The organism is Providencia sp. PROV261, from assembly GCF_028477945.1.
Lineage (GTDB): Bacteria > Pseudomonadota > Gammaproteobacteria > Enterobacterales > Enterobacteriaceae > Providencia > Providencia stuartii.
In genome coordinates, this window is the sequence record NZ_JAMPMC010000028.1 from 1 (window position 1) to 20814 (window position 20814).

The 20814-nt window shown below is 41.6% G+C and carries 18 protein-coding genes and 1 other annotated feature; of the genes, 5 read left to right on the forward strand and 13 right to left on the reverse strand.

The window, feature by feature from the left end; genetic code table 11:
• Positions 1–143: 143 nt before the first annotated feature.
• The 3 genes from clpB to rluD form a co-directional block, all read right to left on the reverse strand.
• Positions 144–2717 (reverse strand): ATP-dependent chaperone ClpB, encoded by a 2574-nt coding sequence (gene clpB, locus PR675_RS15230; RefSeq protein WP_004924878.1) that lies wholly within the window; start codon positions 2715–2717, stop codon positions 144–146.
• Positions 2718–2843: 126 nt separating this feature from the next.
• Positions 2844–3578, reverse strand: a complete 735-nt coding sequence (yfiH, locus tag PR675_RS15235) for a purine nucleoside phosphorylase YfiH (protein ID WP_272582782.1) — start codon at positions 3576–3578, stop codon at positions 2844–2846.
• The gene (rluD, locus tag PR675_RS15240) at positions 3578–4555 is read right to left on the reverse strand and encodes a 23S rRNA pseudouridine(1911/1915/1917) synthase RluD (protein ID WP_040132891.1); all 978 of its coding nucleotides are present in this window, start codon (positions 4553–4555) and stop codon (positions 3578–3580) included. The genes yfiH and rluD overlap by 1 nt, the downstream gene beginning before the upstream one ends.
• Positions 4556–4693: 138 nt before the next feature.
• On the opposite strand from rluD, the gene bamD reads away from it, so the two are divergent.
• The 3 genes from bamD to pheA all read left to right on the forward strand — a co-directional run bounded on the left by bamD (position 4694) and on the right by pheA (position 7612).
• Positions 4694–5425: an outer membrane protein assembly factor BamD gene (gene bamD, locus PR675_RS15245; protein ID WP_004924881.1), complete on the forward strand. Its 732-nt coding sequence runs from the start codon at positions 4694–4696 to the stop codon at positions 5423–5425.
• A 395-nt stretch (positions 5426–5820) separates the two neighbouring features.
• Positions 5821–6150, forward strand: coding sequence for a ribosome-associated translation inhibitor RaiA (raiA, locus tag PR675_RS15250; RefSeq protein WP_014656650.1), 330 nt, complete (start codon positions 5821–5823; stop codon positions 6148–6150).
• Between the two features lie 140 nt (positions 6151–6290).
• Positions 6291–6412 (forward strand) — a sequence feature (Phe leader region).
• A 27-nt stretch (positions 6413–6439) separates the two neighbouring features.
• The gene (gene pheA, locus PR675_RS15255) at positions 6440–7612 is read left to right on the forward strand and encodes a bifunctional chorismate mutase/prephenate dehydratase (protein WP_036941497.1); all 1173 of its coding nucleotides are present in this window, start codon (positions 6440–6442) and stop codon (positions 7610–7612) included.
• A gap of 78 nt (positions 7613–7690) precedes the next feature.
• Here pheA and PR675_RS15260 read toward each other — a convergent pair whose 3' ends face one another.
• The 8 genes from PR675_RS15260 to ffh form a co-directional block, all read right to left on the reverse strand.
• Positions 7691–9253 carry a methyl-accepting chemotaxis protein gene (locus tag PR675_RS15260; RefSeq protein WP_040132890.1) on the reverse strand — a complete coding sequence of 521 codons (1563 nt, stop codon included), beginning with the start codon at positions 9251–9253 and terminating at the stop codon, positions 7691–7693.
• Between the two features lie 302 nt (positions 9254–9555).
• Entirely contained in the window at positions 9556–10677 is a 1122-nt protein-coding gene (tyrA, locus tag PR675_RS15265) for a bifunctional chorismate mutase/prephenate dehydrogenase (protein ID WP_004924884.1), read from the reverse strand.
• Positions 10678–10691: 14 nt separating this feature from the next.
• Positions 10692–11786 carry a 3-deoxy-7-phosphoheptulonate synthase gene (locus tag PR675_RS15270; protein WP_004924894.1) on the reverse strand — a complete coding sequence of 365 codons (1095 nt, stop codon included), beginning with the start codon at positions 11784–11786 and terminating at the stop codon, positions 10692–10694.
• Positions 11787–12214: 428 nt separating this feature from the next.
• Positions 12215–12568: a 50S ribosomal protein L19 gene (rplS, locus tag PR675_RS15275; protein WP_004914006.1), complete on the reverse strand. Its 354-nt coding sequence runs from the start codon at positions 12566–12568 to the stop codon at positions 12215–12217.
• 47 nt (positions 12569–12615) lie between these two features.
• Positions 12616–13380, reverse strand: coding sequence for a tRNA (guanosine(37)-N1)-methyltransferase TrmD (trmD, locus tag PR675_RS15280; RefSeq protein ID WP_004924885.1), 765 nt, complete (start codon positions 13378–13380; stop codon positions 12616–12618).
• Positions 13381–13418: 38 nt separating this feature from the next.
• Positions 13419–13967 carry a ribosome maturation factor RimM gene (gene rimM, locus PR675_RS15285; protein ID WP_004924886.1) on the reverse strand — a complete coding sequence of 183 codons (549 nt, stop codon included), beginning with the start codon at positions 13965–13967 and terminating at the stop codon, positions 13419–13421.
• Positions 13968–13985: 18 nt separating this feature from the next.
• Positions 13986–14234 carry a 30S ribosomal protein S16 gene (rpsP, locus tag PR675_RS15290; RefSeq protein WP_004924887.1) on the reverse strand — a complete coding sequence of 83 codons (249 nt, stop codon included), beginning with the start codon at positions 14232–14234 and terminating at the stop codon, positions 13986–13988.
• A gap of 136 nt (positions 14235–14370) precedes the next feature.
• Positions 14371–15732 (reverse strand): signal recognition particle protein, encoded by a 1362-nt coding sequence (gene ffh / locus PR675_RS15295; RefSeq protein ID WP_004924888.1) that lies wholly within the window; start codon positions 15730–15732, stop codon positions 14371–14373.
• A 402-nt stretch (positions 15733–16134) separates the two neighbouring features.
• Between ffh and PR675_RS15300 the strand changes: the two genes are divergently transcribed.
• Positions 16135–16932, forward strand: a complete 798-nt coding sequence (locus PR675_RS15300) for a cytochrome C assembly family protein (protein ID WP_004924889.1) — start codon at positions 16135–16137, stop codon at positions 16930–16932.
• Positions 16933–16976: 44 nt separating this feature from the next.
• The gene (locus tag PR675_RS15305) at positions 16977–18263 is read left to right on the forward strand and encodes a CNNM domain-containing protein (RefSeq protein ID WP_014656654.1); all 1287 of its coding nucleotides are present in this window, start codon (positions 16977–16979) and stop codon (positions 18261–18263) included.
• A gap of 64 nt (positions 18264–18327) precedes the next feature.
• On the opposite strand, the gene luxS is transcribed toward PR675_RS15305, so the two are convergent.
• Both luxS and gshA read right to left on the reverse strand, forming a co-directional pair.
• Positions 18328–18843, reverse strand: a complete 516-nt coding sequence (luxS, locus tag PR675_RS15310) for an S-ribosylhomocysteine lyase (RefSeq protein ID WP_014656655.1) — start codon at positions 18841–18843, stop codon at positions 18328–18330.
• 158 nt (positions 18844–19001) lie between these two features.
• The gene (gshA, locus tag PR675_RS15315) at positions 19002–20561 is read right to left on the reverse strand and encodes a glutamate--cysteine ligase (RefSeq protein ID WP_040132889.1); all 1560 of its coding nucleotides are present in this window, start codon (positions 20559–20561) and stop codon (positions 19002–19004) included.
• Between the last annotated feature and the right edge of the window lie 253 nt (positions 20562–20814).

The following is a 20814-nucleotide window of genomic DNA, read 5'->3' on the forward strand; positions in this document are numbered from 1 at the left end:
GTGTTTTTTTGAAAAAAAATGACAACCGACTACTTTTTGAACTTTACGCCGGTTTTTACAGCAAAATCGCCTTTTTATGCCTATCAAAAGTAAAAAGGCGATCTGATGATCGCCTTTCTATTTACTAATTGAAATGTTGAGTTTTACTGTTTAGCCACTATCTCATCATTTTCAACATCCAGAACGACTGGTTTACCTGGAATTAATTTGCCTGACAATATTTCTTGTGCCAGTGGGTTTTCAATCTCTTGTTGGATTGCTCGTTTCAATGGACGAGCACCAAAGATTGGGTCAAACCCTGCTTCTCCAATTTTCTCCAGCGCAGCGGGTGTTGCACTCACTTCATAACCATGCTCTTCAAGGCGTTTATATAGACGACCAAGCTGAATGTTCGCGATATTAGTAATGTGCTCTTTACCTAATGGATGGAACACAACGACTTCATCGATACGGTTAATAAACTCAGGTCTGAAACTATGAGAAACCACTTCCATGACCATATCTTTCATTTCTGAATAGCCTATTGTACCAAAACGCTCTTGGATCAAATCAGAACCTAGGTTCGACGTCATGATAATCACCGTATTACGGAAATCGACAGTACGACCTTGCCCATCTGTTAAACGCCCATCGTCCAACACTTGCAATAAAATGTTAAAGACATCTGGATGCGCTTTTTCAACTTCATCCAATAAGATCACAGAATAAGGGCGACGACGGACAGCTTCTGTTAGATAGCCCCCTTCTTCATAACCAACATAGCCTGGAGGAGCCCCCACTAAGCGGGAAACGGCATGTTTCTCCATAAATTCTGACATGTCGATACGCACCATCGCATCATCACTATCAAACATAAAGTTTGCCAGCGCTTTACATAACTCAGTCTTACCGACCCCTGTTGGCCCTAGGAACATAAATGAGCCAATTGGGCGATTAGGATCTGATAGACCCGCGCGGCTACGGCGGATTGCATTTGAAACAGCAACAACCGCTTCATCTTGACCAATTACGCGTTGATGTAATTGCTGCTCCATACGCAGTAATTTTTCTCTTTCGCTTTCCAACATACGAGAAACAGGTATGCCAGTCCAACGAGCAAGAATTTCAGCGATCTCAACATCAGTGACTTTATTTCGCAGAAGCTTCATATTTTTGCCTTCTGCTTTTGTCGCTGCTTCTAGCTGTTTTTCCAACTCAGGAATACGGCCATATTGCAGCTCTGACATTTTAGCCAGATCACCACTACGACGTGCTTTTTCCATTTCGTAGCGTGCATTTTCCAACTCAGCTTTGATATGCTGAGTGCCTGTTAACGAGGCTTTTTCTGCTTTCCACTCTTCCTCTAATGAAGAATATTCACGCTCTTTTTCCGCCAATTCTTCTTCGAGCATATCAAGACGTTTTTTACTCGCATCATCAGACTCTTTTTTCAGAGCTTGTTGCTCTAATTTCAGTTGAATAATACGGCGCTCTAAACGGTCAAGGGATTCAGGTTTAGAATCCATTTGCATACGTAAACTTGCACCAGCCTCGTCAATTAAGTCGATAGCTTTATCTGGCAACATACGATCCGTAATGTAGCGATGCGATAATGTCGCCGCCGCTACGATAGCAGGGTCCGTAATTTGCACATGGTGGTGCAGCTCATAACGCTCTTTCAGACCACGTAAAATCGCGATCGTATCTTCGACGCTTGGCTCTGCCACATAAACTTTTTGGAACCGGCGCTCTAAAGCAGGGTCTTTTTCAATATATTGACGATATTCATCCAACGTTGTCGCACCAACGCAATGCAATTCACCACGCGCTAATGCGGGTTTCAACATGTTACCGGCATCCATTGCGCCGTCGGCTTTACCTGCACCTACCATCGTATGCAACTCATCGATAAACAGGATCACATTACCTTCCTGTTTTGCGAGGTCGTTTAGTACGCCTTTTAAACGTTCTTCAAATTCGCCTCGGAACTTCGCCCCTGCAATTAATGCTCCCATATCAAGGGATAAGACACGTTTATTTTTTAGCCCTTCTGGCACTTCCCCATTAACAATACGTTGCGCTAACCCTTCGACGATGGCGGTTTTACCGACACCTGGCTCACCAATCAATACAGGGTTATTTTTTGTACGACGCTGCAAAACCTGAATTGTACGGCGAATCTCTTCATCACGCCCAATAACTGGGTCCAATTTGCCTTGCTCAGCACGCTCAGTCAGGTCAACAGTAAATTTCTTTAACGCTTGGCGCTGGTCTTCAGCACCTTGGTCATTCACTTTTTCTCCACCACGCATCTCGTCTATTGCCTTATTTAAATTTGCTTTATTCACACCGGCCGCTTTGAGCATGTCTGCAAGTGATGTATTAGCTTCTAAAGCAGCGAGAAGAAACAGTTCGGAGGAGATAAATTCATCTCCATTTTTTTGAGCGAGTTGATCACATAAATTTAAATGGCGGATCAAATCACTTGATGGTTGCACATCACCGGCAACCCCTTGCACTTGCGGTAAGCGTGCGAGTGCATCTTCAATTTTTTGTTGCAATTGCCCTGCATTAACACCAATTGTTGTCAACAAAGGACGAACAGAGCCACCTTCTTGATTAAACAGTGCACTTAATAAATGAATAGGTTCTATAAATTGGTTTTCGCGCCCAAGGGCTAATGACTGGGCGTCAGCGAGCGCTTGCTGGAATTTATTAGTTAAACGATCCAGACGCATAACACCTCCACTAAAAATGGGATTAAAATTGCTTCTGGTGAATAAATGAGGTCTATTTTTATTTATTCAAGTTTATAATTAAATTATTTTAGCGATATCAGTTAATTCAGAATAAATCACTAAACACTAGTTATTTACCCATATCAATGAGGCCATACGCCCCGTTTTACCCTCACGGCGATAGGAGTAAAATCTGTTTTTATCGCTCACAGTACAAAATGTACCGCCGTAAATTGATGAAACACCTGCTGCTTGCAGCTTTTTACGTGCTAATAAATAGATATCTGCTAAATATTTTTCGCCGTGAACCGTAAACCCTGATGCGAGTTCACTCGGTTGTTTGACGAATGCTGCTTTCACCTCGGCACCGACCTCGAATTTTTCAGGCCCGATGGCAGGCCCTAACCAAGCCATTATGTCTTTTTTATCACAAGTAAATTGTGCTACCGTATTTTCAAGCACACCATCACACAACCCGCGCCAACCCGCATGAGCCGCCGCGACTTCACGACCATCTTTGCTACAAAAAAGAACAGGCAAACAATCAGCGGTCATGATAGCGCACACCTGCCCTACCTGTTGAGTATAGACAGCATCCGCCTGTTTGTTGTCAATGGCAGCACCAGTTAAGCGCAATACTTTTGTGCCATGGACTTGTTCAAGCCACAACGGTTGTTGTGGCAAGCCAGCCAAGGTCTGTAAGAGATGACGATTTTCACTGACAGCCGAGGGATCATCACCTACATGCCCCCCTAAATTGAGGCTATCAAATGGCGGCAAACTGACCCCACCAATACGTGTGGTGCTACAGCATGATACATTCTTAGGCTTAGGCCAGTCAGGAAAAATCAATGAGCTCATTACCAATCCATATCGTCTTTATGCAGTTGATAGTCTGCCTTTAAGGCTTCAATAAGTTCAACCATATCATCCGGTAGTGGTGCATGCCACTCCATTTGAATCCCTGAAATAGGATGATACAGTCGCAACATCGTTGCATGCAGTGCTTGGCGATCAAATTTACGCATGACTTCAAAAAACTCGTCACTTGCCCCTTTTAATGGACGAGGACGTCCGCCATACAGTGGATCACCAATCAAAGGATGGTTAATGTGGGCCATGTGCACACGAATTTGGTGTGTCCTTCCCGTTTCCAAACGTAAACGCAAGCGAGTATGAGCTCTAAAATGCTCCATCACGCGATAATGTGTTATCGCAGGTTTCCCCATTGGGTGAACAGCCATATGAGTACGTTTTGTCGGATGCCTTGAAATGGGTTCTTCGACCATACCACCCGCAGTCATTCGCCCTACAGCAACTGCTTCATATTCACGGGTGATTTCGCGTAATTGCAATGATTCTACAAGGCGTGTTTGAGCGGGTACGGTTTTCGCAACCACCATTAATCCCGTCGTGTCTTTATCTAGACGGTGGACAATACCAGCTCGTGGTACATCAACAATTTCAGGATAGCGGTGCAATAGTGCATTCAATATAGTGCCATCTGGGTTCCCTGCACCTGGGTGAACAACTAGCCCACGAGGCTTATTAATAACGAGGATATCCTCATCTTCATACACAACATCAAGAGGAATATCTTGCGGCTCCCAACGATTGTCCTCTTCAATCAGTGCATCGACTAAAATTTGTTCGCCACCTAAAACTTTTTCCTTTGGCTTATTGATAACTTTTCCATTAACCTGCACTCTATCGTCTAAAATCCACTCTTTTATACGTGAACGTGAATAATCAGGGAACAATTCCGCTAAAGCCTGATCTAAACGTTGACCGAGCTGTGATTCAGCAACAGTTGCATTAAGTTGTACTTGTTGAGCCATAAATTAATCTACTTTTTTAGTGTTTGTATTTTGACGGCGATGCCGTTTTATTTAAAATGTATGTTATTGTAACTCGAATTTTGCCGGGAGCCTTACGGATAGTCTCCCTCGAAACACTCAGAGGATAACCAACACGTGATGATACGTATCAAATATCTGGTGGCTGCTGCCACGTTGAGCCTGGTACTCACCGGATGCTCCAGCAATAATGAAGTCAGCCCTGATAGTACTCCGGCTGAAATGTACAGTATTGGCCAGCAAAAGTTGCAGGACGGCAACTATAAAGCGGCCATCAAGCAATTAGAAGCGTTAGATAACCGCTATCCATTTGGCCCTTACGCCCAACAGGTACAATTAGACCTGATTTATGCTTATTATAAATCAGCCGAGCTACCAATGGCGATAGCTGCGATTGACCGTTTTATGCGTTTAAACCCAACTCATCCAAATATCGACTATGTCCTTTATATGCGTGGGCTAACGGCAATGGCACTTGATGACAGCTTGTTACAAGGTTTCTTCGGCGTAGACCGTTCAGATAGAGACCCACAACATGCACGCGTCGCATTCAAAGACTTCAGCCAATTAGTGCGTTACTATCCTAACAGCCTCTATGCTAATGACGCCAGTAAGCGTCTTGTTTATTTAAAAGATCGTTTAGCAAGGTTTGACCTCTCTGTTGTTGAATACTACAACAAACGTGGCGCTTATGTCGCGGTTGTCAATCGAGTACAACAAATGCTAAGGGACTACCCAGATACTGAAGCTACCCGTAATGCATTAAAATACATGGAAATAGCTTATAAGCAGATGGGGTTAGATGAAGAAGCGAATAAAGTTGCTAACCTTATTGCAGCCAATCCAAATTAACAGAAAAATCAACATTGAAAACGGCAGCTTAGGCTGCTGTTTTTGTTTATCACATTAAAGTGAAACTGAGCATATAAAATAATCAAAGACAAAATCGGAAGGCAACTTTAATTGACGATAAATAATCTTTTTTAGGCCACTATTTTATTGTTTACTCTTTATCTGAATTTTAGCCCAAATAAAGTACCGACTATTTACCGTATTGATAGTCAACTTTTTCAGTTTCGCTCAAGAAACTCAACTTGGCAATCTCTTTCCCTCTCTTTTTTATCCTGAATCACAGTTCGGTTCGCGAAGGATTATCCTGTTCATTAAGCGTGATCTATATCAATTTTTTTAGATAAATAGTCAGTATTCTGAATACATCAAAGACGGAAACAATGAGAGGTAACTATATGATAGTGAACATAACTAGCAAACAAATGGATATTACCCCTGCTATCCGAGATCACATTGAGAGCCGTCTGACTAAACTCGACAAATGGCAAGTCGCTTTGATTAATACTCACGTTGTATTATCAAAAGAACCACAAGGTTTTATGGTTGATGCCAACATCAAAACTGCTACAGGAAAACTCGTTGCAAGCGCCAAACATGAAGATATGTATGTCGCCATCAATGAATTAATTAATAAACTCGAAAGACAACTGAACAAAGTGCAACATAAAGGAGAATCAAGAAGAGCCAGTAATAGTGTAAAAGAAGCTAACCTTGTTACGTTATAATTTTATATTGTCTACAAACTTATCTTGAAACCTTATCAACGCGCCTATCTTGGGCGCGTTTTTAATTTCCCCAATATCTTTTTTGTTGACATCTGCCCGTGTATCGGGTCTATTTAAGAAATGGTCAATAATAGGTAAATAATGATGCACATGAATTTTGTTTTCTTTTCTTTCTTTAGCCACTCCTACTAAGGGGCTTTTGTCGTTCGAGAAAGAAAAGATGACAAGATTTGAAAGCCCCCTGCTAGGGGGCTTTTTTTATTTACTGATATTTTATGGGGAAGGTAGGATGGACAACAGTACTAATTTACTGAAGATACGTGAAAAAATCAGCCAATTAGACAGTGAACTTCTCGGCCTACTGGCTAAGAGACGCGGGTATGCCGTTGAAGTAGCTCAAACAAAATTAGAAGATAACCGTCCAATTCGAGACAAAGAGCGTGAACGCCAATTACTGGATGTTTTGATCAATAAAGCCAAGCCATTAGGGTTAGATGGTTTTTATGTCACACGACTGTTTCAAATGATCATTGAAGATTCCGTTCTTACTCAACAAGCCATCTTACAGCAACATTTAAACTTAACACCAAATGACTCCGCGCGTTTTGCCTTCCTAGGCCCTAAAGGCTCCTATTCACATATTGCTGCTCGCCAATACTCTGCCCGACATTTTGACCAATTAGTTGAATGTAGCTGCCATAAATTCCAAGATATCTTCTCACTCGTTGAAAGTGGTCAAGCCGACTATGGTATCCTACCTATTGAAAATACCAGCTCAGGCGCCATTAACGATGTTTATGACCTATTACAGAACACCACCCTTTCAATCGTAGGTGAAATTCGACTACCAATAAACCATTGCTTGCTCACAACCGCAGGGGCTGATCTTAGCAAAATAGAGACGGTTTACAGCCATCCACAACCATTCCAACAATGTAGCCAATATTTAGCCCAATTCCCGCATTGGAAAATTGAATATTGTGATAGCACATCAACCGCAATGCAGAATGTTGCTCAACAAAACTCGCCAAATGTTGCGGCACTAGGAAGTGAAGCAGGCGGCGCGCTATATGGCTTGCAAGTGCTAGAACATAATCTTGCCAACCAACAAATTAACATGACACGCTTTATCGTTGTTGCTCAGCAAGCGATTGAGGTCACTGAGCAAGTTCCTGCAAAAACCACATTACTCATTACAACTGGTCAACAGGCCGGTGCTCTTGTTGATGCTCTAATCATCTTAAAAAATAATAAGATCATCATGAGTAAACTGGAATCACGCCCTATTAATGGTAAGCCTTGGGAAGAGATGTTCTATGTTGATGTGCATGCCAATTTACGTTCTGAAAATATGCAGCAGGCACTAAAAGAGCTGATTGCAATAACCCGTTCTGTTAAGGTGTTAGGCTGCTATCCTTCTGAAAATATTGTCCCCGTTGAACCAGAAAAAATTACGCCTTAATCTATTTTATCTATGCTGATACGTTAATAGTAAGCCAGTCATTCACATGACTGGCTTCTGACACACACTATTTACTTATTACACTGACCTATTTTCGTGAGTCGCACTTACCTGAAAATAATTAACCAGCTGTTTTAAATGCAATGCTTGCTCATTCAATGACGCTGCCGCCGCGACTGACTCCTCGACTAAACTTGCATTTTGTTGTGTCGTCACATCAAGTTGTCCAACTGCACTGTTTATTTGTAATATTCCAGCGCTCTGCTCGTGGCTAGCTTGACCTATCTCCTGAAGCCGTTGATCCATCTCTTCAACATTTTTGATCATTCCATCAATTTGCTGCTCTACATGTTCAACTAATTCCATACCTTCTTTAGTTCGTGTTAACGAATTTTCAATTAACAGACGAATATCATTTGCCGAGTTAGCACTTTTTTGGGCAAGTAACCTAACTTCACCTGCAACTACTGCAAAACCACGACCATGTTCCCCTGCCCGTGCGGCTTCAACAGATGCATTCAATGCAAGAATATTCGTTTGGAATGCAATAGAATCAATTAGATTAATAATTTCTGTCATTTGGTTAGAAGATGAATGAATAGCACGTATTTTGTTGGTTACCTCATTCATCATGCGGCCATTATTGGCTACAACAACCGCAGTGTCTGCGGCCAATTGTGTCGCTTGGTGAGTATGCTCTGCCGTATTTTGTACTGTCGATGTGATTTGTTCCATAGAACTTGCGGTCTCTTCCACAGAGGTTGCTTGCTCTTCGGTTCTTGCCGCTAGATGTTGGTTTCCTGCAACAATTTGCCCCGCAGCGGCTGAAATACTTTCAGAGCCATTTTGTACTTCTTGTACAATTTCTAACAAACGCTTTTTCATTTCGACTAGCGCTCGCAATAGCACCCCAGTTTCATCTTGATTTTTTATTTCAACATGTTGTGTTAAATCCCCTTCCGCAATCGCTTGAGCAAAGCCAACGGCGGCTCCCAGAGGCCGTGTAATCGACAGGGTAATAAACCATCCCATAATACAAGCTATAGCAATGCTGATAATCGCGAGGGTTATTAATAAATATTTATTAAAATGGTAATCACCATCGACAATAACGCCCGAGGCTTGCATTCTGTGATTTTGCACTTCAATAAATTGTTGTACTTTCTCGCGGTATTCACGCTGTATTGCCGATGTTTTGTTCATCATTTCATCGATAGCAGCGCTTCGATTATTGTTATTGAGAAATTCACTCAACCTAGCTTGTGACTGAAGGAATCGTTCACGAACATCATAGATCTCCGCAAGAACAGCAATAGACTGTGGATCCTTGGCATTTTCATCAAGCTCTTTGAGTAGTCGAACAACATTCGAGCTGATTTTCTTTAGTTCATTTCTGCGTCTTTCACTATCTCTATCATCCAATAAAATGAGTTCCTGTATCCCTATATAAGAATAAAAATTATCCATTAGCTGATTAGCATTAACAGTCATTGGATAATCTTTATAGATAATGTCTTGAATACCATTATTTGCTTTGTTTAAGCTAATTAAGGACAGCGCCGAGCTTAAGAGCAGAAGAAAAATAAAGAACGCAAACGCAATAAAAAGTTTTACACCTATTTTTATATCTTTCAGAGACATAGATTCCTCACCGAACTGGCCGTCATTTTATGACAGTTAATATCGGTAGATTATCGACTAACTTTATTAGTTAAATTGTTTAATTTATAAATATTCATTTTATAAATAGATATTAACAGACAAAATCAGAATAAATCGCTGAGAGACTCTAAGAATGGAATATTTTACATCATTAAAAATGGCAATAACTAAAACAAATTATAGATAGTAAAGCAGAAAGCGTACGAGCTTGAAGAGGGAATATTTTGATTTTGGTAATAAAAAAATAGCTCCTAAAATTAAATTAGAAGCTATTTTATGCATTACTTACGATTGTCGTTTGCTCTTTGCAACAAGGATTGGCTTTCTTTCATAAAGTGATGTGCATCCTCACCAAACCAATCACTAACTTCATTAAATTGTCGTATAAATTCAGCCTTATCTTTACGTTCGAGCGTCTCAATCGATTGCCCTAATAACTGATAGTAACGGCGAATTAATTCAATATTTTCATCTGACGACATGATGATATCAGCATACAACTGTGGGTCTTGAGCAAATAAGCGCCCAACCATTGCAAGTTCCAACCGGTATATTGGCGATGAAAGATCGAGCAATTGCTGCAAATCAACATGTTCTTTCGCTAAGTTTTGCCCATAGGTGAAAGTAGTAAAGTGGCGCAATGCTTGAATAAAACTCATATTACGATCATGCTCACTCGCAGTGATCTTTTTCAAGCGAGCTCCCCAAACTTGTAATTGCTCAAGAAACCATTGATATGACTCAGCCCCTCTACCATCACAAAAAGCAAACACTTGTTTCGCAACGCTACCAACATCAGGACCAAACATAGGGTGTAAGCCAAGCACTGGCCCCTCATGAACAGCCAGCATTGCTTCCAAAGGTTGATGTTTTATTGACGCAATATCGATCAATACGGTTTCTTGGTTCAATTTCGGTAATTGCTTGATCACGCGCACCGTCAAATGTATCGGAACACTAATAATAACGACGCTAGCCCCTTTAACAATTGATTCTGCTTGTGCCCAATCATGTTCACCTAAAATTTTAACTTGGTAACCTGATAACGTTAGTAAGCGATTAAATAACCGCCCCATTTTACCATCACCACCAACAATCACTATTGGACCCGCATCAGGCTTTAATGTTTTAAACCCTTTATCATTTTCACGGGCATAGGATTCACGCATAATGCGCCGAAGAATATCTTCTATTAGGTCTGGGGGGATCCCCATGCGTTCGGCTTCCTGACGGCGGGCGGCCAACATACTCGCCTCCCGCTCAGGTACATAAATAGGTAAACCATGTTGGCTTTTGACTTCACCAACTTCAGCTACAAGTTGTAAGCGCTTAGCCAACAAATCTAATAACGATTTATCAACCTCATCAATTTGTTCTCTAAGATGAGATAATTCTACAGACATACCTATACCTTGTATCAGCTCGCAATTTCAAATTTTTCTGCGCGCCCTTCAAGCACAGGTAACAATGCTTGATGTAGCTTACGCAATACCGTTTCCGTTGTTTCCCAGTTAATGCAGGCATCCGTCACTGATACACCATATTTCATCTCACTACGCGGTTGCTCAGAACTTTGATTGCCTTCATGTAAATGGCTTTCCAACATAATACCGGTTATTGATTGATTCCCATTAGAAATTTGTTCAATAATTGAATCAACAACGAGTGGCTGACGACGGAAATCTTTATTAGAGTTACCGTGACTACAATCGACCATCAATGAAGGTTCTAGCCCTGCCTTTCTCATTTCAATTTCACAAGCCGCGATATCTTCAGGGCTGTAATTTGGCGTTTTACCACCGCGTAAAATAATGTGCCCATTTTCATTACCGTTGGTATGCAATAAACTCACTTGCCCTGACTGATTAATCCCCATAAAACGGTGTGGCATAGAAGCGGCTTTCATCGCATTGATGGCTGTAGACAAGCTGCCATCCGTACCATTTTTGAACCCTACAGGCATCGATAGCCCTGATGCCATTTCACGGTGTGTTTGCGATTCTGTGGTTCTTGCACCAATTGCAGACCAGCTAAAAAGGTCACCTAAGTATTGTGGGTTATTAGGATCTAACGCTTCAGTGGCTAATGGCAGCCCCATATTGACAAGGTTGGTCAAAAGATCACGCGCAATATGTAGGCCTTTTTCCATATCAAACGAACCATCCATAAGAGGGTCGCTTATTAATCCTTTCCAACCCACTGTTGTACGAGGTTTTTCAAAATAGACACGCATCACAATATATAAACTATCACTCAGTTCAGCAGCAAGCTTCTGTAAACGTTGCCCGTATTCAATCGCCGCATCGACATCATGAATAGAACAAGGACCACATACCACGAGTAAGCGCGGGTCACGCTGATGGATAATATCAGCAATTGTTTGACGCGAAGCCGCGATGGCATGCAGATTGTTGTGACTCAGTGGAAACTTCTGCTTCAGTGCTTCAGGTGTAATCAGTACCTGTTCATCACGAATATTCACATTATTGAGTACATCTTTTTGCATGATCATTTTTATTACCTGCTTAACTTATTGTTTATATATTGTGTTTGAGTGCTTGGTTATTAACATACCATGTGACGTAAAGAATACAATCCATTAATGTAAAATATTTCCATATACGTAAATAAAAAATTACACAAACGCAAAACACTGATAAATAATAGATTTTAATAAAACAAACTATTGAATATCGCTTATTTATTATACAAAACCACTCTTTTAGTAAAGTTATGTTTACAAAAACAGGTAAAGCACGTAATTTAACTTAAGAGGATAATATATTAACGATTAGGTCGATAAGAAGGGAAATAAGTGACAGAGAAAGATCTAACTTCAGAAAATGATTAACAGTGAACTTATCTAAATCAATAAGGTAACAAATAGAAAGGCCCGCATAAGCGGGCCTTATCGTAACTTTCGGATGTAGCGAAAGCGTATTACTTGGCGTTCAGACGCTCTTTGATACGAGCAGCCTTACCAGAACGCTCACGCAGGTAGTACAGTTTAGCTCTACGTACGGCACCACGACGTTTAACAGCGATGCTATCTACGACAGGAGAGTGAGTTTGGAATACACGCTCAACACCTTCGCCGTTAGAAATTTTACGAACAGTGAATGCAGAGTGCAGACCGCGATTACGAATAGCAATAACCACGCCCTCAAATGCCTGCAGACGTTTCTTAGAGCCTTCTACGACCCATACCTTAACTTCCACAGTATCACCCTGACGGAATGAAGGTACGTCCTGCTTCATCTGCTCTTGTTCAAGTTGTTTAATAATGTTGCTCATAATAATTCTCTTACCCTAGGTAAACTGATATATGTTAGACAATTAATTTAATTGTCTGGATTCACTTGTTGCTCAGAACGATATTCATTTTGGAATTCGTTCAGCAACATCCTTTGCTCGTCAGTCAGAGCTAGGCTTTCCAGAAGCTCAGGTCTTCTCAGCCAGGTACGGCCAAGTGATTGCTTCATGCGCCAGCTATCTATCTTTGCATGATTCCCTGACAATAAAACATCAGGAACGTGCATGCCGTCTAAAACTTCAGGGCGGGTATAGTGAGGACAATCCAACAAGCCATCTGCAAAAGAGTCTTCCTGAGCAGACGCCTCATGACCAAGTACCCCCGGAATGAACCGAGAAACTGAGTCTATCAACACCATCGCGGGGAGCTCCCCACCACTTAGAACGTAATCACCGATTGACCATTCTTCATCAACTTCGGTTTGTATGATCCGTTCATCAATGCCTTCATATCGACCACAAACAAGAATAAGTTTCTCATTCGTTGCCAATTCGCAAACCCCAGCTTGACTAAGTTTGCGCCCCTGAGGTGATAAATAGATGACTTTCGCACCCTCACCTGCCTCAGTTCTTGCTGTATTGATAGCATCCCTTAATGGCTGCACCATCATCAGCATGCCCGGACCACCGCCATAGGGGCGATCATCGACTGTTTTGTGTTTATCGTGAGTAAAATCTCGCGGGTTCCAACACTCAACAGACAGCAGGCCATTTTTCACTGCCCGACCAGTTACCCCGTACTCGGTTATTGCGCGGAACATTTCGGGAAACAGGCTAATTACACCAATCCACATTATTTAGTCCCACTCATAAAAACCGTTCAACCGGAGATTTAAAAACCAGGATCCCAATCAACTTCAATCAGTTTAGATTTGAGATCGACTTTCTTGATAACCTGCCCATCAAGAAACGGAACCAGCCGCTCCTTGATGCCAAACGCATCTTTTAGATTTGCCTTAATCACAATGACATCATTAGACCCGGTTTCCATCATATCGGTGATGGTACCTAGGTTATACCCTTGCAACGTCACCACTTGGCAGCCCATAAGGTCTTTCCAGTAGTATTCGTTATTATCTAACTCAGGAAGTTGCGCTGAATCCACAACAATCTCAAAATTAGTTAACAGCGTTGCTGCATCGCGGTCATCAACCCCTTTGAGTTTCAGAATGATATCTTTGTTATGGTGTTTCCAATCTTCCAGTTCGATGTGTTGCCACTGACCAGAACGTTGAATAAACCAAGGCTGATAATCAAAAATACTTTCAGCATGTTCGGTGGACGAAAAAACTTTGAGCCAACCACGAATTCCATACGCAGCGCCTAATTTACCCAACACAATTGGGTTAGTAGGAGTCGCTAGATTTGCTTGCTTGCTCATAGTTACCACCGTGACAGATTAAGCTGCTTTTTTAGCTTGTTTGACCAGTTGTGCAACACGGTCAGAAATAGTTGCGCCCAGACCAACCCAGTGCTCAACACGATCCAAGTCTAAACGCAGTTCTTCTGCTTGACCTGAAGCGATTGGGTTGAAGAAACCGATACGCTCGATGAAACGACCGTCACGCGCATTGCGGCTATCGGTTACAACGATTTGGTAGAACGGACGCTTTTTTGCGCCGCCACGAGATAAACGAATTGTTACCATAACATCCTCATTAGTTAATAAAACAACCAGACTCCATCGAGGGATAGAGTCCGGTTGTCATATAAAAAGCCCGAAAATTTTACTCACTTTGACGCAAAAATCAATCAAAAGTGCATATTCTTTCTAGCTTCATTACTTAACGCCCCGGAAAACCCGGTGGCATCATTCCTTTCATACCACGCATCATTTTAGCAAGACCGCCTTTTTTCATCTTCTTCATCATGCGTTGCATATCATCAAATTGTTTCAAAAGGCGGTTGACATCTTGAACCGTCGTACCCGACCCCGCTGCAATACGGCGTTTACGGGAGCCCTTGATAATTTCTGGTTTTTCGCGCTCTTTGCGTGTCATTGAGTTGATGATAGCTTCCATACGGATAGTAATTTTATCATCCATTTGTGACTTCACCGCATCAGGCACTTGAGACATACCGGGTATTTTACTCATCATACTCGCCATGCCACCCATATTACGCATCTGCTTTAATTGACTTAAAAAGTCGTTTAAATCAAAACCGTCACCCGTTTTCAGTTTCTTAGCTAATTTTTCAGCTTGGTCACGGTCAACTTTATGTTCAATCTCTTCGATCAGAGATAACACGTCACCCATGCCTAAAATACGGGAAGCCACACGCTCAGGATGGAAAGGCTCCAACGCATCGGTTTTTTCACCAACCCCTAAGAACTTAATTGGCTTACCGGTGATAGCACGAATAGAGAGAGCCGCACCGCCACGAGCATCACCGTCAACTTTGGTCAGAACAACCCCAGTAAGAGGCAGTGCTTCGTTAAACGCTTTTGCTGTATTTGCCGCATCCTGCCCCGTCATCGCATCGACAACAAATAGGGTTTCTACAGGCTTGATAATGCGATGGACTTCTTGGATTTCCTCCATCATCGCCTCATCAACGTGCAGGCGCCCAGCTGTATCCACAAGTAATACATCATAGAATTGCAATTGAGCATGTTTTAAAGCTTTTTGCACAATCGCCGCAGGCTTCTCTTTAACATCGGAAGGGAAGAAATCAATTCCAACTGTTTCAGCCAATGTTTCTAACTGCTTGATCGCCGCTGGACGATACACGTCAGCAGAGACCACTAAAACTTTTTTCTTTTGTTTTTCTTTTAATAGCTTACCTAGTTTTGCAACGCTGGTTGTTTTACCCGCACCTTGCAAACCTGCCATCAACACCACAGCTGGTGGTTGTGCAGAAAGGTTGAGCTGATGGTTCTCTTCCCCCATCGCTCGCGTAAGCTCATTTTGAACAATTTTGATGAACTCTTGGCCTGGCGTTAAGCTTTTATTGACATCTTGGCCAACAGCACTCTCTTTTACCTTTTGAATAAATTCACGGACAACGGGGAGCGCAACGTCTGCTTCCAGCAGAGCCATGCGAACTTCACGCAATGTATCTTTAATATTATCGTCAGTCAGACGACCACGCCCGCTGATGTTGCGCAAAGTGCGCGATAGTCTGTCAGTTAAATTATCAAACATATGTCTTAGCTCAATTCTGTTTATGGGCCTACTGTCAAAGCTAGATTTGGTTATGAATACTGCAAAATACAAGTATTGAGTGGCTCATTTCGGCAAATTTGCTTATCGGTCTTTTCAAAGCAAAATAACCACTGACAGCCACAACTGAAACCAACGCCGAAAATTTTCGTCACAGTGTATCATACCTGACGTATATTCGCTGCACCCTGTTGGAGGTTGTTTTTACAGGCCAGATACCCAAATTATCCTCATTTTTAAATGAACATGGCCTGTAAAAAGGACTCTTAAATGCGATTAACGATTAAGAAGAGGCTTATTAACAGTGCTAATGGTTGGAGCCTACAGTTGCACGCGTTATACTAGCTAACATTATCCACTAAAAATGAATAACGACACTATACTATGCCCGTATTTGCAGTCATAGCAGTTTGTACATATCTGTTCAGCATATCGCTGATCGTTCCCGGCCAGGTTCGTAAACAACCTGTCTATCGCCGGTTAGCCCTCTTATTAGCTGTTGTTGCACTGATTACCCATGCAATCACGCTAAAGTTGCTTATTTTTCGTGGAGCAGAAGGACAAAACCTCACATTGCTGAATTTAGGTTCCGCAGTTAGCCTATTAATGTGCATCATCATGACGGTGGTCGCCTACAAAGGCAAAGCGTGGTATTTGACACCTATTGTCTATAGTTTTGCCATTATTAATTTAATCCTCTCAGCCGTGATGCCAGGTGAATTTATCACCCATCTAGAAGGCAGCGTCCCGCTATTTATTCACATTGGCTTGGCCTTGCTTAGCTATGCAACCCTTTTAATTGCCGCCTTGTATGCATTCCAAGTCGCGCTTATTGACTATCAACTTAAAAATAAAACGTTCAAATTCAGAGCTGATATGCCACCAATGATGGTCATTGAGCGTAAAATGTTTCATATCACCCAAGTTGGTGTCATTCTGCTAACCTTAACTTTATGTACGGGCTTTATTTATATGGATAATATCTTTGATAAAGAGAATATTCATAAGTCTGTGTTATCAGTTGTCGCTTGGTTCGTCTATATCATTTTATTATGGGGTCATTTTCATGGAGGTTGGCGCGGAAAAAGAGTCCTATTTTTCCATGTAGCAGGCGCCTTTATCCTAACAATGGCTTTTTTCGGCAACCGGCTGATGCAACAAATTATGGTATCTTATCCATAAGATGGATAAAATAATCTTATCTATACTGCATAAGGAACCTAGTTTTGGATCACGTATCTACTGGTACGCTCATCATCATATTAATCGTTTTAATTATTATGTCAGCATACTTTTCAGCCTCAGAAACAGGTATGATGACGCTGAACCGTTATCGCTTAAAGCACCTCGCCAAACAAGGCAACCGTTCTGCAAAACGAGTTGAAAAATTACTCAGACACCCTGATAAACTGATTAGTTTGATCCTAATTGGTAATAACCTGATTAATATCGTAGCTTCGTCACTCGCGACTATTGTGGGGATGCGTTTATACGGTAACGCAGGGGTGGCAATTGCAACAGGTATTTTAACCTTCATCATCTTAGTCTTCGCTGAAGTTTTACCTAAAACGATCGCGGCGCTATACCCAGAAAAAGTCGCTTTTCCAAGTAGCTATATTTTAAAACCTCTACAAAAAATTATGCTGCCTGTCGTTTGGGCGTTCAATAAAATTACACTGATGTTTATGTACATTTGTGGAATAAAACCCCCTGTTATACGTAGCGATGCTGTAAGTAAAGATGAGTTAAGAACTATCGTTAATGAGTCGAAAGCAAAGCTCAGTCGACGTAATCAAGACATGTTGCTATCTATCTTAGATCTTGAAAAAGTGACTGTCGGCGACATTATGCTGCCAAGAAATGAGATAGTAGGCATTGATGTTAATGATGATTGGAAATCCATTGTACGCCAATTAACTCACTCACCTCATGGGCGTATTGTACTGTATCGTGATTCACTGGATGATGCGATTGGGATCTTACGAGTACGCGAAGCCTATCGCATGATGATGGAAAAACGCGAGTTCAATAAACAAAATCTGATCAAAGCCGCCGATAATATCTATTTTATTCCAAATAGTACGCTGTTAAGTACTCAGCTAATTAATTTTCAGCATAACAAAGAGAAAATAGGCATCATTGTCGATGAGTATGGTGAGATCCAAGGTCTGATTACTGTTGAAGACATCTTAGAAGAGATCGTCGGTGACTTTACAACCTCCATGTCACCATCATTGGCTGAAGAAGTTCTACCTCAAAGCGACGGGAGTGTACTCGTTGATGGTACAGCGAATATTCGAGACCTTAACAAAGCCCTTGATTGGCACCTGCCTATCGATGGCCCAAGAACTGTGAATGGTATGGTGTTGGAAGCTATTGGGGATATACCTGAATTACAAGAGAAAATTGTTATTTCACACTACTTAGTTGAAGTATTAGAAATCAGTGACAATATTATCAAACAGGTAAAAATTACGCCTTTAAACACAAAGTCGGCGGTATCTTCCTCTTAGTAAGCACAAATAAAAACTGCACCTGTATCGAATATCAGGTGCAGTTTATCCAGAAGCTATTTATCTAAACGTGTAGTTCTGTCAACTTCTCAGCTGGTAAAGCTAGCTCATCATTTTTGTTAACACGGATTTCTGACGCTAAGACATTGCGTGCAATTTGTTGAGCTTCTTCCAGTGAATGCATTTTATAAGTGCCACACTGGTAAATATTCAGTTCAGGGATCTTCGCTTGATCTTGGACTTTCAGTACATCCTGCATTGCACTTTTCCATGCATTCGCTACGCGTTGTTCATCAGGCTCTCCAATCAAGCTCATATAAAAGCCTGTACGGCATCCCATTGGCGAGATATCAATGATCTCAACACCATCACCGTTGAGGTGATCACGCATAAAACCTGCAAATAGGTGTTCTAGTGTATGAGTACCTTTCTCTGACATCGCCTCTTTGTTAGGAACCGTGAAACGCAGGTCGAAAACTGTAATCGTATCTCCACTTGGAGTTTGCATGGTTTTCGCCACACGGACGGCAGGTGCAGCCATACGCGTATGATCTACAGTAAAACTGTCTAATAACGGCATTTCTTGACCTCCTGAAAAAATTATTTTTATTTTCAAAAAATAAATGAAACTATTTTGGAATCGCCGAGTCTTAATAAATGAAAGACGCGCAAATTTGTTATCATCCCTAATTCTCTAAGAGATTTTATATTTGGCCACTTAACGTGGCCATTTTCTTTTTAACGCCCTGCATGCTTGTGCAGATACTCTTCAAAGCTTTCGGTTTGCTCTTTCTCTAGCATAGCTTGTTTTTCAATGGAAGCTAATCGAGCTTCTTCAAACTGTGCCTCAGTGATCACCTCGTAAGGTTCACTCACCAATTGCTGATAATATTTTTCTGCCAATGCTAAGCCATAGCCACCAATGCCTTGCTCAATCATTTTATCCATCACTAAAGCAGAATATGTCAGTGTTGGATCTTCAAACATCGCAACAAATTGGTGACAAACATCACGATACTTAGCATCACAGCAAGTATCAAGGACTTCAGCTACACGGATCAGATCGTTAAATAACTGCTGCCCGACTTCGACGAGTGGCTTCATTTCACTGCCACAACCAATACCGATGACTTGCCCAGGCTTACGCCCTTCGAGGATCACTCGGTTCCAGTTTTTACGGCTACAATCCAATTCCTGAGCGTTCATTTCAGGTGCATCAGCTAACACACACCAAATTAAAAACAGGTCGAGGAAACGAGTTTGTGTTTCATCAACACCAATCGCACTGAATGGGTTAATATCTAACGCTCTTACCTCAATATATTCGATGCCACCGCGTAGCAACGCATCTGACGGCGATTCATCACCTTTAGGCACACGTTTAGGGCGTATAGGGGCATACAATTCGTTTTCAATTTGCAACACATTAGTGTTCAATTGAATGTATTTGCCCTCTTTTTTAACACCTAGTGCAGCAAACTCCTCAGATGGTTTGTAAATGGCTTTTTTCAAGCCCGCGACATAACTATCTAAGTCATTAAATGTAATGTTTAAATCGCTCTGAGATTTATTTGTATAGCCCAAATCACTCATTCTCAGTGACGTCGCATATGGCAAGTAATAAGTACCACCAGCGGTCTTTTCAAATGTGAGTTTGGTATCCCTATCTTTGAGGAACGACCCGCAAATTGCAGGGGAAGCGCCAAATAAATAAGGAATAACCCAACCAAAGCGATAATAGTTCCTGATCAGACGTAGATAGCCATCCGAGATTTGTGCTTTGCCACTTTCAGCGTCTTTAACACCCGCCCACGCTTGCCAAAACTCAATTGGCAAGGAGAAGTTGTAATGAACGCCAGCAATGGTCTGCATTAACGCACCATAACGGTTTTTCAGCCCTTCGCGATATAAATTCTTGAAGCGGCCAACATTAGATGAGCCATATTGTGCCAGCGTGATTTTATCCTCGTTTTCGATAAAACAAGGCATGCTTAACGGCCACATCCTTTCATTATGCATCTGACGCGCCGTATAGCGATGTAAATCCCTAAGAAAAGCCAAACTATGCCCAATACTTTTATCAACAGGTGTGATGAATTCAAGTAAAGGCTCAGCAAAATCTGTCGTGATCCATTTATGTGTTAATGCTTTCCCCAACTCTTCCGGATGCAAAGTTTCAGCAATAGAACCTTCCGGAGTAACACGTAATGTTTCACGTTCAATACCACGTTGAATACCATTTAGTGCTTCTGGGTGCGCCTCTAACCATGAGAGCGCTTTAGATACGTCCGGGATCAAATCGACCTCCCGCCAGTGATGTCATTTTATTTTAGTAAGGTGCTTACTTTAGCGTAAATGGAGGAAATTGTCGCTGTTTAGATGTGTGGTTTATATAAAGCGAATCATTGAAACAGTATTAAATAAACAATAAAGCCAATAATAGGACTAAAAAAATTTCTCTTTTGAGGGGCTTCTGATTATGGTACATCTGAAAGGATTCGAGCCTATGACCGCTCGGTTCGTAGCCGAGTACTCTATCCAACTGAGCGAC